The organism is Halomonas citrativorans, from assembly GCF_014898005.1.
Classification (GTDB): Bacteria; Pseudomonadota; Gammaproteobacteria; order Pseudomonadales; family Halomonadaceae; genus Vreelandella; species Vreelandella citrativorans.
Genome location: NZ_JABUYX010000004.1, coordinates 80,043 through 93,523, shown reverse-complemented (window position 1 = coordinate 93,523; position 13,481 = coordinate 80,043). Strand labels below are relative to the sequence as shown.

The following is a 13,481-nucleotide window of genomic DNA, read 5'->3' as shown; positions in this document are numbered from 1 at the left end:
AGAATGCTATGACCATCGTACTGGGCGCTATCGCCGACGATTTCACCGGCGCCACTGACCTTGCCAATAACCTGGTACGCGGCGGCATGCGCTGCGTTCAAGTTATTGGGGTGCCGACCACCTCGCCCGATTTAAGCAACGTGGATGCCGTGATAGTAGCGCTTAAATCGCGCTCCTGTCCGGTTAATGAGGCCACCACCGATTCACTGGCGGCATTTGAGTGGCTGCGTGAACAGGGTGCCCAGCAGATATTTTTTAAATACTGCTCAACCTTTGATTCAACCGACAAGGGCAACATCGGCCCGGTTGCCGATGCACTACTTGATCGACTCGGCATTTCGCAAACCGTGATGGTCCCGGCATTTCCGATTAATGGCCGTACGGTATACCAAGGGCACCTGTTCGTTGGCGATCGCCTGCTTAACGATAGCGGCATGCAGCATCACCCGCTGACACCCATGACCGATGCGGATCTTGTACGCGTGCTTTCGCGCCAGACTTCCCACTCCGTTGGCTTGGCCAGCCGCACCACGCTAGCCAAAGGGGCCGAAGCCACTCGCCAACACCTTGACGCTCTGGCGGCTAAAAACGTACGCCACGTGATTTGCGATACCGTCGATGACAGCGATCTGGACGTCTTGGCGGAGGCAACGGTAACGATGCCCTTGGTAACCGGCGGTTCGGGGCTAGGCCAAGCCCTGCCTGCCCAGTACCGCAAACAGGGTTGGCTTGCCGAGATAGCCGAGCCCGGGCGTCTTCAACCCGCCTCGGGTAACATGCTGGCACTGTCTGGCAGCTGCTCACGGGCAACGCTTGCCCAGGTTGCTGATTTCCTCGAACGCCATCCTGGCGCTGGTTTTGCGCTTGACCCGCAGGCTCTGGCGAAAGACGACAAACAATGGGAACAAGCCCTGGCCTTCGCGTTCGAGCGTCTTGAACAAGATGCACCTGCCTTGATCTATGCCTCAGCTGATCCTGAAAAGGTCAAGGCTGCTCAGGTGGAACTGGGCGTCGATAAGGCCGGCCTCATCGTCGAAAAAGCGTTAAGCCAGCTTGCCGTTACTCTGGTCAATGAAGGCGTTGGCCGACTGGTAGTTGCCGGTGGCGAAACTTCAGGAGCGGTGGTGTCTGCCCTGGGCATTTCAGTGCTACGTATCGGCGAGCAGATCGATCCCGGCGTGCCCTGGACACAGGCGGCACTTGCCAACCGCGAGGCCCCACTTTCCCTGGCACTCAAATCGGGCAACTTTGGCAGTATGGATTTCTTCACACGAGCGTTTGAGGTATTGGTATGAGTACTCACGACCAGAACTGCCTGCGTGAACAGATCAGCACGCTGGGGAAATCGCTGTTCGATCGTGGCCTGACCATGGGCTCCAGTGGCAATATCAGCGTGCGCCTGGATGACGGCGGCTGGCTGATGACGCCTACCAACGCCTGCCTTGGCCGTCTGGACCCTGCACGCATCTCGCACCTGGATACCCAAGGCCAGCTAATCAGCGGTGATAAGCCCACCAAAGAGCAGTTTCTGCATATGGCGATGTACGATGAGCGCCCTCAGTCCGGCGCTATCGTGCACCTGCACTCCACGCATTCGGTGGCGGTTTCCTGCCTGCCGGGTATCAACCCTTGCGACTGCATTCCGCCGCTCACCGCCTATTACGCCATGCGCGTAGGCAAGCTTCCCCTGGTGCCTTACCACATCCCGGGCGACCAACAGCTGGGCGAAGCGGTACGCGGCCTAGCAGGCAAGCACAGCGCCGTGCTACTCGCCAACCACGGCCCGGTTGTCGCCGGTAAAAATCTTGAAGCGGCAGTGTATGCCACCGAAGAGCTCGAAGAAACGGCCAAGCTGTTTCTGCTGTTGCGCGGCGAAAACCCGCGTGTGCTGACGCCTGAACAGGTTGCTGAATTGGAAGCCCGGTTTCCGAGAGATTAACAGTTATACTTCAATCCAACGCCCCGCCTGATGCGATGCTTCGATGGCATCGATCAAGCGGTTCACACGCACGGCCTCTCGAAAATCAGGGTAGAGCGGGCGGTCGTTGATAATACCTTCCACCAAATCGCGCACCTCGATAATTTTCTGATCGTTATAGCCTAAGCCATGGCCGGGTGCAGGGCTGAAGGCGGCATAGTCAGGGTGTTCAGGGCCGGTCAGCAGCGTGGTAAACCCGCGTCGACCGCTATTCGCTTCGTGGCGGTAGAGTTGCAGCTCACTCATACGTTCCTGATCAAAGACAATCGCTCCTTTGGTGCCCGTCAGCGTATAGGCAAGCCCCATCTTTCTGCCTGCCGCTACTCGTGAGGTTTCAATATTTCCAATCAAGCCATTGTTAAAGCGCAACATTGCTTGGGCCTGGTCATCGTTTTCAACCTTAGCCATACCTGTGCCATCCGCTGTGGGGCGCATGGCAATCACCGTTTGTAGCTGACCACACACCGAAGTGATGCGTTGACCGGTCAGGAACTCGGCCATATTGATAATATGCGAGCCTACATCGCCCAAGGCGCCAGCACCGGCGGTGGCTCGCTGGGTATGCCAATCGTGGGGCTTTTGAGGATCAAGTAGATAGTCCTCATTATGCCGCCCACGAAAATGGATCAACTCGCCAATTTCGCCGCTTGCCACAATATCGCGTGCCAGCTGTGTGGCTGAATTGCGAATGTAGTTAAATCCGACCAGTGTTTTGACGCCTGCCTGTTCGGCAGCCGCGGCCATCTCCTGCGCATCAGCCGTGCTGAGCGCCAACGGCTTTTCAGCATAAACATGCTTACCCGCCGCAATGGCTGCCAAGGCCATTTCTTTATGCAAAAAATTGGGGGCACAAATATCCACAACGTCGACGGCGCTATCCGCCACCAGTGCGCGCCAGTTATCAGTAGCACGAGCAAACCCCCAGGCATTTGCCCGGCTTTGCGCTACCTCAAGATTCACGTCCGCCAGCAGTTCACAAACCGGTTTTGCAGGCAGATCAAAGACACTGGGCGCTGCATTAAACGCAATAGCATGGGCTTTGCCCATAAAACCTGTTCCGATTAAACCAATAGTGAGCGTTTTCATTGTCATTATTCCTGTGAACAAGGCAGGCCATAAGCAAACGCCGAGCAGCGCTCGGCGTTAGTTTTACCCTTCGTTAGCCATTACATAGTGGGCATTGAAAAGTGATTGGTCTCTTCACGAATACCGCTTGGCCAGCGCTGGGTAATCGTCTTCATACGGGTATTGAAACGCACGCCATCGGGGCCATGCATATGCAAGGGGCCAAACAGAGAACGCTTCCAGCCGCCAAAGCTATGGAATGCCATGGGTACGGGAATAGGAACATTGACGCCCACCATGCCGACCTGGATCTGCTCACAGAATTGACGTGCGGCGTCACCATCGCGGGTAAAAATCGCCGTGCCATTGCCGTATTCATGCGCATTAATCATCGCCACGGCATCATCAAAGCTTGCAGCACGGGCAATGGATAAAACGGGCCCAAAGATTTCTTCAGCGTGAATGCGCATGGCTGGCGTCACATGGTCGAAAAGCGCTCCACCAATAAAATAGCCATTTCCCGCACTCTCGATATCGGCCTGGCGGCCGTCAATCACTAACTCGGCCCCTTCGTCAACGCCTACCTGGATATAGTCAGCGACCTTATCGCGATGCTCACGGGTAATCAGCGGGCCCATATCATTGTCGGGGCCATCGACCAGGCCCGGTCCGACGGTCAAATTAGCCAGTTCAGCAACCAGTTTTTCTCTTAAACGATTCGCCGTGTCTTCACCCACCGGAACCGCAACGGAAATAGCCATGCAGCGCTCGCCAGCAGACCCATAGGCTGCTCCCATCAGCGCGCTCACCGCTTGATCAAGGTCCGCATCGGGCATAATCACCATATGATTTTTAGCCCCGCCCAGCGCCTGAACGCGTTTGCCATGGGCCGATGCGGTCGCGTAAATGTACTCGGCAATCGGCGTGGAGCCGACAAAACTGACCGCCTGGACCCGTTCATCGGTGAGCAGCACATCGACCGACTCTTTGTCGCCGTTGACGACATTAAAGACGCCATCGGGCAGGCCCGCTTCTGTGAGTAGTTCCGCAAGGCGTAGCGGCGTTGAGGGATCTTTTTCAGAGGGCTTCATGACAAAAGTATTGCCGCAAGCCAGCGCAATGGGAAACATCCACATGGGCACCATGGCGGGGAAGTTAAACGGCGAGATACCTGCACAGACGCCCAGCGGCTGCATCATCGAGTAGCTATCCACCCCGGTACCCACGTTCATGGAGTGCTCGCCCTTTTGCAGGTGAGGAATACCGCAAGCAAACTCGACAACTTCAAGGCCCCGAGTCACTTCACCTTTGGCATCAGAAAACACCTTGCCGTGTTCGCTGGAAATCAGTCGCGCTAGTTCGTCGATGTGCTCTTCGACCAGCGCTTTAAACTTAAACAGAATGCGTGCACGCTTGAGCGGCGGTGTTTTTGACCATTCCGTGAAGGCGTCAGAAGCGATGCGCACGGCTTCACGCGTTTCATCGGCGGTCGCCAACATGACCTGGGCACTCTGCTCTCCGGTCGCTGGGTTATACACCGGTGCATAGCGTTCGCTGCTGCCCGATGTAAGCTGGCCGTTAAGGAAATGGGATAACGTCTTCATGCAAGCTCCTGTTTAACGGATGGTCGTGGCGCCGACTAATAAGTGGCACTGGCAACATCGAAGCCTGCCTGTTCGGCAAGATCGTGCAAATTACGGTAGCCCAAGCGGGCATACGTCAATGGGTGAGCAACTTCGGGGTCTTGCTCTGCCTCAACAACAAGCCAGCCCTGATAACCCTGATCACACAGATGCGTTAACGCCGGTAAAAAATCCACATCGCCATCACCAGGCACGGTAAAAAGACCATCCAGCACGCCATTTAAAAAGCTTTTATCACGGTTACGCACAGCTTCAAGTACAGGGAAGCGTAGGTCCTTGCAGTGCACGTGGTGAATACGTGTGCTGTAGCGCTGGGCGATGGTTAATGGATCACCCCCTGCGCCACGCAAATGTCCAAAATCAAGCAGTAACCCTACGCCTTCTCCGGTGCTATCCATCAAACGTTCAACGTCTGTCTGGCTTTCAATCACCGTGCCTAAATGGTGGTGATATACCAGTTGAATGCCTTGCGACTTGAGATAATCTCCAACGATATCCAGACCGCTGCATAAACGCTGCCAATCATCTTCAGAAAGATGGGGGCGCTGAGAAAGAGGGCGCTGTTGGTCACCGTGCACGCACCGAGATACTTCACAGAACACCATAACGCTGGCCCCACACTGCTTGAGCAGGTTCAAGTGGTCCTGAACGGCCGCAATCTCTTCCTCAGGGCTTCTTTCCAACAGATGGGCGGAATACCAGCCGGATACCAGGGCCAGCTCATGATCCTTTAACACCTTACCCAAGGCATCCGGTGTTCGCGGGAACTTGTTGCCTAGTTCAAACCCTGTAAAGCCCGCTTCGCGGCCTTCCTGCAAACAGGTTTCCAGCGGTGTCGAAGCTCCCAAACTGGGTAAGTCATCGTTGGTCCAGGTGAGTGGATTGATCCCCAGCGTGACGGTTGGCATAGCATGTATCCTTATCGTTATTGGATGATTAAGCAGGCTCAGCGCGCTTGATGCTGCTTGGCATCGCGGTAGCCTTGATAAGCGGACGTGACCTGCTCCCGGGAAGAGACCTCGGGTACGGCCACTTCCCACCAGGCGCCGCCTTCCTCGGTGCTGGGGATCGGGTCCGTGTCCAAGGTAATCACATAGGTAGTGGCTGCTTGGCGGGCACGCACCAGCGCTTGCTCCAGCGCGGCAATCCCCGTAATCGATTCCGCCTGACAACCCAGTGCTTTCGCATGGGCCGCAAAATCGGTTTTGGGTGCGCCCGCCTCGACACTGCGGCAATCCTTAAGCAAGTTATTGAACCCTTCCCCTCCCGTTGCGTGCTGAAGCCTGTTAATGCACCCATAGCCGCGATTATCCAATACAACGACGATCAGCTTATGGCCCAACATTACCGAGGTGGCGAGCTCTGAGTTATGCATCAGGTAACTACCGTCGCCAACCATGACGACCACTTCGCGCTCAGGCTTAGCCATTTTGACGCCCAAGCCGCCGGCAATCTCATACCCCATGCACGAGAAGCCGTACTCCACGTGATAGCTTCCAGGACCCGAACACTGCCATAGCTTATGCAGTTCCCCCGGCAGCCCGCCAGCCGCACACACCACGGTTACGTCGTCCCCTGCCTGGCGGTTAACAGCGCCGATTACCTGAGCATCGGAGGGTAATGGAAGGCCTTTATCTGCCGTCACCCGTTTAACCACGTCAGCCCATTCACGCTTTAGCGCTCCTGCCTGCTCTCGCCAGCTATCTGAAGCACGCCATTCCCCCAGCTCACCGTCAAGCTGCTGTAAGCCAACACGCGCATCGCAGATAAACGGTATCGCGTGATGTTTGAGGCTATCAAAACGACCAACGTTAAGGGCTATAAGCGTTTTTTCACGACGTTCAAACAGCGCCCGGGATCCAGTCGTAAAATCCTGCAAGCGAGTTCCAATCGCTAAAATGACATCCGCCTGTTCAGCCAAACGGTTGGCGGCAGCGCTACCGGTGACACCAATCGCTCCTACGGCGAACGGATGGCTATCCGCTAACGCGCCTTTTCCCGCCTGTGACTCGGCGACAGGGATACCGTGCACTTGTGCAAAGTTCGCCAGCATTTCGCAGGCATCGGCGTAATGCACCCCACCCCCAGCAATGATTAACGGCCGCTTTGCCTGTTTAAGTGCGACAGCGGCGTGCTGTAACTCGTCAAGCACAGGTGGCGAGCGGCGAATGCGGTGTACTTTGGGGATAAAAAAGGCGTCTGGATAATCGTAGGCAAATGTTTGCACATCCTGCGGCAGGGCAAGCGTTACCGGGCCACAGTGTTCAGGGTCAAGTAGCGTGGCTATCGCCTGAGGCAGACTGGTGAGCAGCTGCTCAGGGCGGCTGATGCGATCAAAATAGCGTGACACGGGACGAAAACAGTCATTAACACTGATCGTCGGATCACCAAAATGTTCGACCTGCTGTAGCACCGGGTCAGGAGCACGCGTGGCAAACGTGTCGCCCGGTAATAACAAAACCGGAAGGCGATTGGCGTGGGCAAGTGCTGCTGCCGTCACCATATTGGTCGCGCCTGGCCCAATGGAACTGGTCGCGGCCATCAGGCGCCTTCGCCCGTTCGCTTTGGTAAAAGCAATCGCCGCATGTGCCATGGTTTGCTCGTTATGGGCGCGATACGTCGGCAGCGTTTCCTTGACGTGATAAAGCGCCTCACCCAAACCAGCCACATTGCCATGGCCGAAAATCGCAAAGACCCCTTCAAACAACGGTACATCAGTGCCGTTTATTTCAATACGTTGAACTGCCAGGTATTTGACTAACGCCTGGGCCATGGTGAGTCGGATCGTTCTCATCTCACGCCTCCTCCGTATAGGGCAACGTTTGCGGCTGGCTATTTCGTAACTGCCGCCATGCGTGAATCAATTCGGCATAATTGCAGGCCACCTGCTGTACCAAACTGACGTCATCAAGACGGCCTGCCAACCATTCGCGACTTGCCTGGGCAAACAGCGTGCGTCCTACGGTAAAGCCCTTGCAGCAAGGGTGCCTGGCCGCTTCCATAAAACCCTGCTTCATTTCCGTCATAGGTGCGTCCAGCCCCAACAGGACAACACCACGACAGTAAGCGTCTTCACGGTTAATAATTTCGCCAACGGCTTTCCATGCAGCGCCAGACATCATGGGCAGCTTCCACCAGTCGGGGCGAATTCCCAGGTTGTAAAGCCGTTGCAGGCTACGCGGCAGCGTTGTGTCATCACAGGTCATATCGGCCGGTGGAATAATTTCAATCAACAGTTCCAGACCTTGTGAACAGGCGGATTGATAAAGCTGGCGAAGGCGCTCTTCCTGTTCCAAACGCAGGGGTAAGGCATCGTCCGGGTGGTAGAAAACGAGGCACTTGATAACCTGCTCGCGGGGCCAATGACGCAGGCATGAGCCCAAGTCATCGCCATGCTGAAAACGTAGCGGGCGTGAGCCGGGTAGCTCAACGGGGCGGCCAATCCACCAGCCCTGCCCGCTTGCCTGATTGAGGGCATCCTGGCCAAATACATCGTCGACCAGAATCGCTGGTGTGGCGAGGCCACCGCGTTTTGCGCCCTCCTCGGCGGCCGTTACCAGAAGTTTTTTAAGCTTGGGTAATTGGGTGGCCTCCGCCTGCTCATCGCGCGCCATGTCAGTGAGCTGGCGGCGGTGATCAAAGGCCAAGCCAAGCACTTCAGGCCATTGAACGGGCACACGCGTTGTTACACGGTGCAGATGATTTAAACGTTTATCTACATCCGGCCGAGGTACATCATCACGGCGTGCCAGATAATCAAACAGCTCATCCTCGGTTGGCATAGCAGGCGCGCATCCATGGCGAGACACCACCAGCGCACCACATGCATTGGCGTACTGAGCACAGGTTTGCCAAGGCTCATCACGCAACCAGCCCCGCAACAGGCCGCTCATAAAGGCATCGCCCGCGCCCAGTACGTTCAGCACTTCAACCTGTACCCCTTCGACCAAAATGCCGTCTTCGATACGTGGCGGAATATCCCCTTCAAACACCACACAACCTAATGGGCCCAGTTTGCACACCAACGTGGCCGCACTTACCCGGCGTACGTTGTGTAAGGCTTCCAGGGTGTCCGTACTACCGCCTGCAATGTGAAACTCTTCTTCCGTGCCGACAATCAGATCAAAATCAGGCAACCATTGCTGGAGATCAGTGGTTACTTTGCCATCAGCAATAAAACGGGTTTCACCATCACCGGGATGGGTCAGCCCCCACAGCACAGGGCGATAGTCGATATCCAGCACACGTTTAACGCCCGCGTAGGCCGCTGCGTCCAGCGCCTTTCGGCACGCTTTTCGGGTGGTTTCGGTTGAAAGGTGAGTGCCAGTGATCGCAAGCGCCTTGGCCCTCGCAATAAAGTCAAGATCAATGGCCGCAGCATCGATAGCCATATCTGCGCAATCGCGACGGTAGAACAGCAGCGGAAAACTTTCACGGTCTTTCAAGGCCAGCAGTACCAGGCCCGTATGGCGCTCAGGGTCGGTTTGTAGCACGGAAGTATCCACCCCTGCTCGCGAAAGTTCTTCACGTACAAAGTGGCCCATTTGCTCGTTGCCTACCCGTGAAAGCATGGCCGACTTCAGCCCTAAGCGCGCAGTACCATAAGCGACATTGCCGGAGCTCCCGCCCAGGTACTTGGCAAAACTCGCCACATCCTCCAATCGGCTACCAATTTGTTCGGCGTAAAGATCAACGGCCACACGCCCCAAACAAATCAGATCAAGCGGCTGTTGTTGTCCATTATTATTCAGCATTAACGTCTCCCCACGTCACTCGTGGTGGTACTGAGTATCAAGTACCAGGTCCCGGGTTTATAGAAGTGCTTTGGCAGTTGCCGATAGACACTTTTCCAGAGGGCATACAGTGGCGTTTAAAGTGAAAAGACCGTTCGGAATCTTTCAAGTGCAAGCTCATCATCACCTGATGCCCAGCCCTCTAGCCCCACCGTGCCGCGGTAGCCTATATCGTTCAGCGTGCGGGCTATGACCGCGTAGTTAATCTCGCCAGTTCCCGGTTCACAGCGCCCCGGCACATCGGCTACCTGCACTTCCCCAATGTAGGGAGCACAGCGTTGGATCAGCTCAATAAGGTTACCTTCGCCAATTTGGGCGTGATAAACGTCCAACATGATACGCAGGCTGGAGCGATCAACACTTTCTACAAGCGTCAGCACATCCACCAAGCGTGCAAACGGTACGCCGGGGTGATCAACGTCGGTGTTGAGATTTTCCAGCACAAAAGTGACACCGTGCTGTTCACCTAAATCCGCCAGTCGGTTCAAGGTTTCACGCGCTTTGAGCCACATGGCTCCGGTCAACTGGTAGCACGGTTTTACGGGAAGGCCTTCAGTATTCAACCCAGTGCCGTGCAGGTTAAGGCGTGGAATACCAAGTCGCTTGGCTACCTCGACCGACGCAGCCGCCGTGTGCAGTAGCTCATTTGCGCCAGCACTATCTGCCAAGGTGCCTGAGACGTAACCGGTCATGGATGAGAACACTGCTCCGCTATTGGCCAGCGCCTGAATGTCATGTCGAGTCCAGTCCCAAATTTCTACGTTGAAACCTAGCTCGTCGATACGCTTAACACGCTCAATCATTGGCTGATCGCAGAAGACCATTTCAGCGCAAACGGCGAGCGTAAAAGGCGACGATGAAGTGGGTATACTCATCATGACTCCTTAGTAACCGCCTGCCACATGTTCCTTGACGGGGTCATCAGTACTTCTTCCACCGGCTATAGAGCCGGGCTGGCCTTCGGCATCGCTACCGGCTTTTTTTTCGCGGTCGCAGCGCTGAAACTCGGCGAGTTCGGCATCCAGACTCTCAAGTTCAGCCCCACCGGCCATCATGTTGAGCACTTCTTCGCGGGTAACGTCTTCTTTACGATAGGAGCCCAAGCTGCCACCACGTGATAACAAGGTAAACGCATCAGCGACGGGGTAAGCGTGATGGACGTTATGAGTGATAAAGATGACCGCCAGCCCATCAGCGCGTGCTTTAGCGATGTAACGCAAGACCACCGAGGCCTGTTTGACACCAAGCGCTGATGTGGGCTCATCCAAAATCAGCACTTTGGCCCCAAAATAAACCGCTCGAGCAATGGCGACACATTGGCGCTCGCCACCGGAAAGGGTACCGACAGGCTGGCTGGGATCACGTACATCAATACCGATCTTTGACATCTCTTCTTTGGCGATCCGGTCGGCGTATTTCCAGTTAATACGTTTGAACGGCCCCCAGCCTACGGTGGGTTCACGTCCCATAAAAAAGTTACGGGTAATCGACATCAGAGGCACCATCGCCAGATCCTGGAAAACCGTCGCAATACCGGCATCCAGCGCATAAGCAGGCGATTTAAAATGCATCGGATCACCACCCAAAAGCATTTCGCCATGGGTAGGCTGATGGACACCGGAAAGCGTTTTGATCAGTGTGGATTTTCCGGCACCGTTGTCCCCAAGCAAGCACATTACCTCACCGGAATACACCTGCATGGAAATGTCACTTAAAGCAATGACACTGCCAAAGTGCTTACTGACACTGCGCATTTCGATCATTGGAGTACGTGTCGTCATATTACTTGGCCTCCATTGCTTTTTTGCGCATGTAATTGTTGAACAACACGGCCACCAGCAGCATGACGCCAAGGAATACCTGGAACCAGTCGGTGTTAACACCGGTGTAAAAGATGCCCATCTGCACCATGCCGAAGATCAGTGCACCCAGCGCCGCGCCAATGGCAGAGCCGTAGCCACCGGTCAGCAAAGCCCCACCAATCACCACGGCAATAATGGCCTCAAGCTCTTTCAACATGCCGCGAATAGTGTCCGCTGAGCCGGTATCCATCACCTGGATGCAGGCAAAAATAGTCGCGGAGAAGGCGGTAAACATGAACAGCGAAATCTTGACCCGATGCACCGGCACGCCCGAGTTGCGTGCCGCATTAGCATCACCGCCGCTGGCAAAGATCCAGTTACCGTAAGGAGTACACAACAGCACCCAGGTTGCCAAGGCGGTTAGGCCCAGCCACCAGACAATAGAGACGGGAATGCCAGAAACCACGGGGTTACCCGCAAAGTTGGTCGCTATCCAACCATTGGTGGCCATCCAACTGAAGAGCCCGGTCGCGACTTCACCCGAAAAGAGCGCTGCAAACCAATCGCCGGGGATATGTTCGTGCACCCCGCCCACTTGGGTCCGCCCGGTGAGTAAACGGCTGACACCGATCGCTAGGCCACGCAGAATAAACAGGAAACCCAGCGTTACAATGAAGGAAGGCAGCCCAGTGCGATTAACCAGGTTGCCGTTAATCCAACCGACCAGGCCCGCACAGCTAAACGCCAACAAGATAGCAGCCCACAGCGGCCAGTCATACTCCACGGCAGGGATAGCGATCAGAATGCCCGCCAACCCAATCATTGAACCAATCGACAGGTCAAATTCGCCGCCAATCATTAGTAGCGCCGCAGCGGTGGCAATAATGCCGAGCTGAGCGGCTACTTCAAGAAAATTAATGATCCCCGCAGGCGTAAACATGCCGGTGCCACTTGAGGCAACAATGAAGAAAGAGAGGACCAAAACAGCCCCCGCCAAGGCTCCCAGCTCCGGCCGGTTTAGCGCTTTCTTCCAAAACGAGACTCGCTGGATACGCTCGTCCTGGGGAACATCCGCTGGCGTAGCAGGCTGTTTGGCTTCATTGGAATTCATAGCGATCGACTCCCAAGGCTCGACACCGTCGAGCCTTTTGAATAGGTAATGTTCAGCGAATACCCTGACTGCTCAGTTCAACGACCTGGGCGGCGTTTTCCTGGGTTACAAAACCGGGGCCGGTGGCTACGTCACCTGCCGGTAGCAGGCCGTTCTTAACGAACTGATCAAGGAACATGACGGGTAAATAACCCTGCATGTATTGCTGTTGGTCGATCGCAAAATCCAACTCGCCCGCTTCAAGGGCTTCCAGGATGCCGGGAGAAAGATCAAAGGTGCCAAGCGTGAACATATCGGTTGCCCCTTGATCACGCATGGCGCGGATCATCGGCTCGGCGGAAAGCGGTCCAAGCGTTAGTACACCTCGAACATCTTCGTTCTGATTAAGGTAGGCAATGATGGCATTGCGAATACTGGTAGGGTCATACGTTGTCGCGAGCTGCTCGGCATTGCCGTTAAAACCGTCAACAAAACCATCACAGCGCTGGTCAAGTCCCTGGTTGCCCTGCTCATGATTGATGCAGACGCCTTTTTCAACGCCCATTTCCTGCATGCGTTCAGCCGCTTGCTTACCCGCCTCGTATTCGCTTTGTCCTACATGAAGCCGGGCGCCATAATTACGTGCCACGTCGCCACCCGAGTTGATCGTAATCACAGGGATGCCGTTATCAGCCGCGCTTTGGACAACGCCGCCCAAGGCATTTTCGTCGGTGAAAGACAGAATCAAGCCATCGGGATCGGAGGCTATCGCCGCCTGCACGAGTTGCTGCATCTGGGCCATATCAAACGTAGAAGGTGCTCGATATTCAAGCGTTGCACCCACCGTTTCAGCCGCCGCTTCCGCGCCATTTTTTACAATGGACCAAAAGGGATCAGACGGGACACCGTGCGTTACCATGACGAAGCGACTGCTTTCTGCATACACGGCAGAACTCATCAAACCAGCAGCGGCAGCAACTGATAGCCATCGCGCTATACCACAAGATAGACGTGCCATAATTAATTCCTCTTAGCATTATCATTATTGGTTGGAAGTGGCATTAAATGCCTTGGCGCTATGAAATATAGATTCTGAAAACAAAAGCACCA

The 13,481-nt window shown here is 55.3% G+C and carries 11 protein-coding genes; 2 read left to right on the top strand and 9 right to left on the bottom strand.

From position 1 onward, the window contains the following. The first annotated feature begins 8 nt into the window (after positions 1–8). Both otnK and otnC read left to right on the top strand, forming a co-directional pair. Complete coding sequence (gene otnK / locus INT20_RS06835) at positions 9–1,295, top strand: 3-oxo-tetronate kinase (protein WP_193056651.1); 1,287 nt, start codon at positions 9–11, stop codon at positions 1,293–1,295. Continuing rightward, on the top strand, positions 1,292–1,939 hold the full coding sequence (gene otnC, locus INT20_RS06830) for a 3-oxo-tetronate 4-phosphate decarboxylase (protein WP_193053377.1): 648 nt from the start codon (positions 1,292–1,294) through the stop codon (positions 1,937–1,939). Before otnK ends, otnC begins: the two co-directional genes overlap by 4 nt. 3 nt (positions 1,940–1,942) lie before the next feature. Here otnC and INT20_RS06825 read toward each other — a convergent pair whose 3' ends face one another. The 9 genes from INT20_RS06825 to INT20_RS06785 form a co-directional block, all read right to left on the bottom strand. After that, a complete protein-coding gene (locus tag INT20_RS06825; protein WP_193056650.1) occupies positions 1,943–3,064 on the bottom strand; it encodes a Gfo/Idh/MocA family protein in 1,122 nt (373 codons plus the stop codon). 80 nt (positions 3,065–3,144) lie between these two features. Further along, entirely contained in the window at positions 3,145–4,647 is a 1,503-nt protein-coding gene (locus tag INT20_RS06820; RefSeq protein ID WP_193056649.1) for a CoA-acylating methylmalonate-semialdehyde dehydrogenase, read from the bottom strand. Between the two features lie 35 nt (positions 4,648–4,682). Then, positions 4,683–5,594 (bottom strand): myo-inosose-2 dehydratase, encoded by a 912-nt coding sequence (gene iolE, locus INT20_RS06815; protein ID WP_193056648.1) that lies wholly within the window; start codon positions 5,592–5,594, stop codon positions 4,683–4,685. 38 nt (positions 5,595–5,632) lie between these two features. Further along, complete coding sequence (iolD, locus tag INT20_RS06810; RefSeq protein ID WP_193056647.1) at positions 5,633–7,480, bottom strand: 3D-(3,5/4)-trihydroxycyclohexane-1,2-dione acylhydrolase (decyclizing); 1,848 nt, start codon at positions 7,478–7,480, stop codon at positions 5,633–5,635. A gap of 1 nt (position 7,481) precedes the next feature. Next, the gene (locus INT20_RS06805; protein ID WP_193056646.1) at positions 7,482–9,440 is read right to left on the bottom strand and encodes a bifunctional 5-dehydro-2-deoxygluconokinase/5-dehydro-2-deoxyphosphogluconate aldolase; all 1,959 of its coding nucleotides are present in this window, start codon (positions 9,438–9,440) and stop codon (positions 7,482–7,484) included. Between the two features lie 116 nt (positions 9,441–9,556). Further along, positions 9,557–10,354 carry a TIM barrel protein gene (locus INT20_RS06800; RefSeq protein WP_193056645.1) on the bottom strand — a complete coding sequence of 266 codons (798 nt, stop codon included), beginning with the start codon at positions 10,352–10,354 and terminating at the stop codon, positions 9,557–9,559. Positions 10,355–10,363: 9 nt separating this feature from the next. Then, a complete protein-coding gene (locus INT20_RS06795; protein ID WP_226912077.1) occupies positions 10,364–11,260 on the bottom strand; it encodes an ATP-binding cassette domain-containing protein in 897 nt (298 codons plus the stop codon). Position 11,261: 1 nt separating this feature from the next. Beyond that, a complete protein-coding gene (locus tag INT20_RS06790) occupies positions 11,262–12,392 on the bottom strand; it encodes an ABC transporter permease (RefSeq protein ID WP_193056644.1) in 1,131 nt (376 codons plus the stop codon). Between the two features lie 52 nt (positions 12,393–12,444). Continuing rightward, positions 12,445–13,389 (bottom strand): sugar ABC transporter substrate-binding protein, encoded by a 945-nt coding sequence (locus tag INT20_RS06785; protein ID WP_193056643.1) that lies wholly within the window; start codon positions 13,387–13,389, stop codon positions 12,445–12,447. Between the last annotated feature and the right edge of the window lie 92 nt (positions 13,390–13,481).

Bases quoted from the DNA above. Each gene is read 5' to 3' on its own strand.
- INT20_RS06820 (WP_193056649.1), bottom strand. From the start codon at position 4,647: ATGAAGACGTTATCCCATTTCCTTAACGGCCAGCTTACATCGGGCAGC.
- INT20_RS06800 (WP_193056645.1), bottom strand. From the start codon at position 10,354: ATGAGTATACCCACTTCATCGTCGCCTTTTACGCTCGCCGTTTGCGCT.
- iolE (WP_193056648.1), bottom strand. From the start codon at position 5,594: ATGCCAACCGTCACGCTGGGGATCAATCCACTCACCTGGACCAACGAT.
- INT20_RS06825 (WP_193056650.1), bottom strand. From the start codon at position 3,064: ATGAAAACGCTCACTATTGGTTTAATCGGAACAGGTTTTATGGGCAAA.
- INT20_RS06805 (WP_193056646.1), bottom strand. From the start codon at position 9,440: ATGCTGAATAATAATGGACAACAACAGCCGCTTGATCTGATTTGTTTG.
- INT20_RS06790 (WP_193056644.1), bottom strand. From the start codon at position 12,392: ATGAATTCCAATGAAGCCAAACAGCCTGCTACGCCAGCGGATGTTCCC.
- INT20_RS06785 (WP_193056643.1), bottom strand. From the start codon at position 13,389: ATGGCACGTCTATCTTGTGGTATAGCGCGATGGCTATCAGTTGCTGCC.
- iolD (WP_193056647.1), bottom strand. From the start codon at position 7,480: ATGAGAACGATCCGACTCACCATGGCCCAGGCGTTAGTCAAATACCTG.
- INT20_RS06795 (WP_226912077.1), bottom strand. From the start codon at position 11,260: ATGACGACACGTACTCCAATGATCGAAATGCGCAGTGTCAGTAAGCAC.
- otnK (WP_193056651.1), top strand. From the start codon at position 9: ATGACCATCGTACTGGGCGCTATCGCCGACGATTTCACCGGCGCCACT.
- otnC (WP_193053377.1), top strand. From the start codon at position 1,292: ATGAGTACTCACGACCAGAACTGCCTGCGTGAACAGATCAGCACGCTG.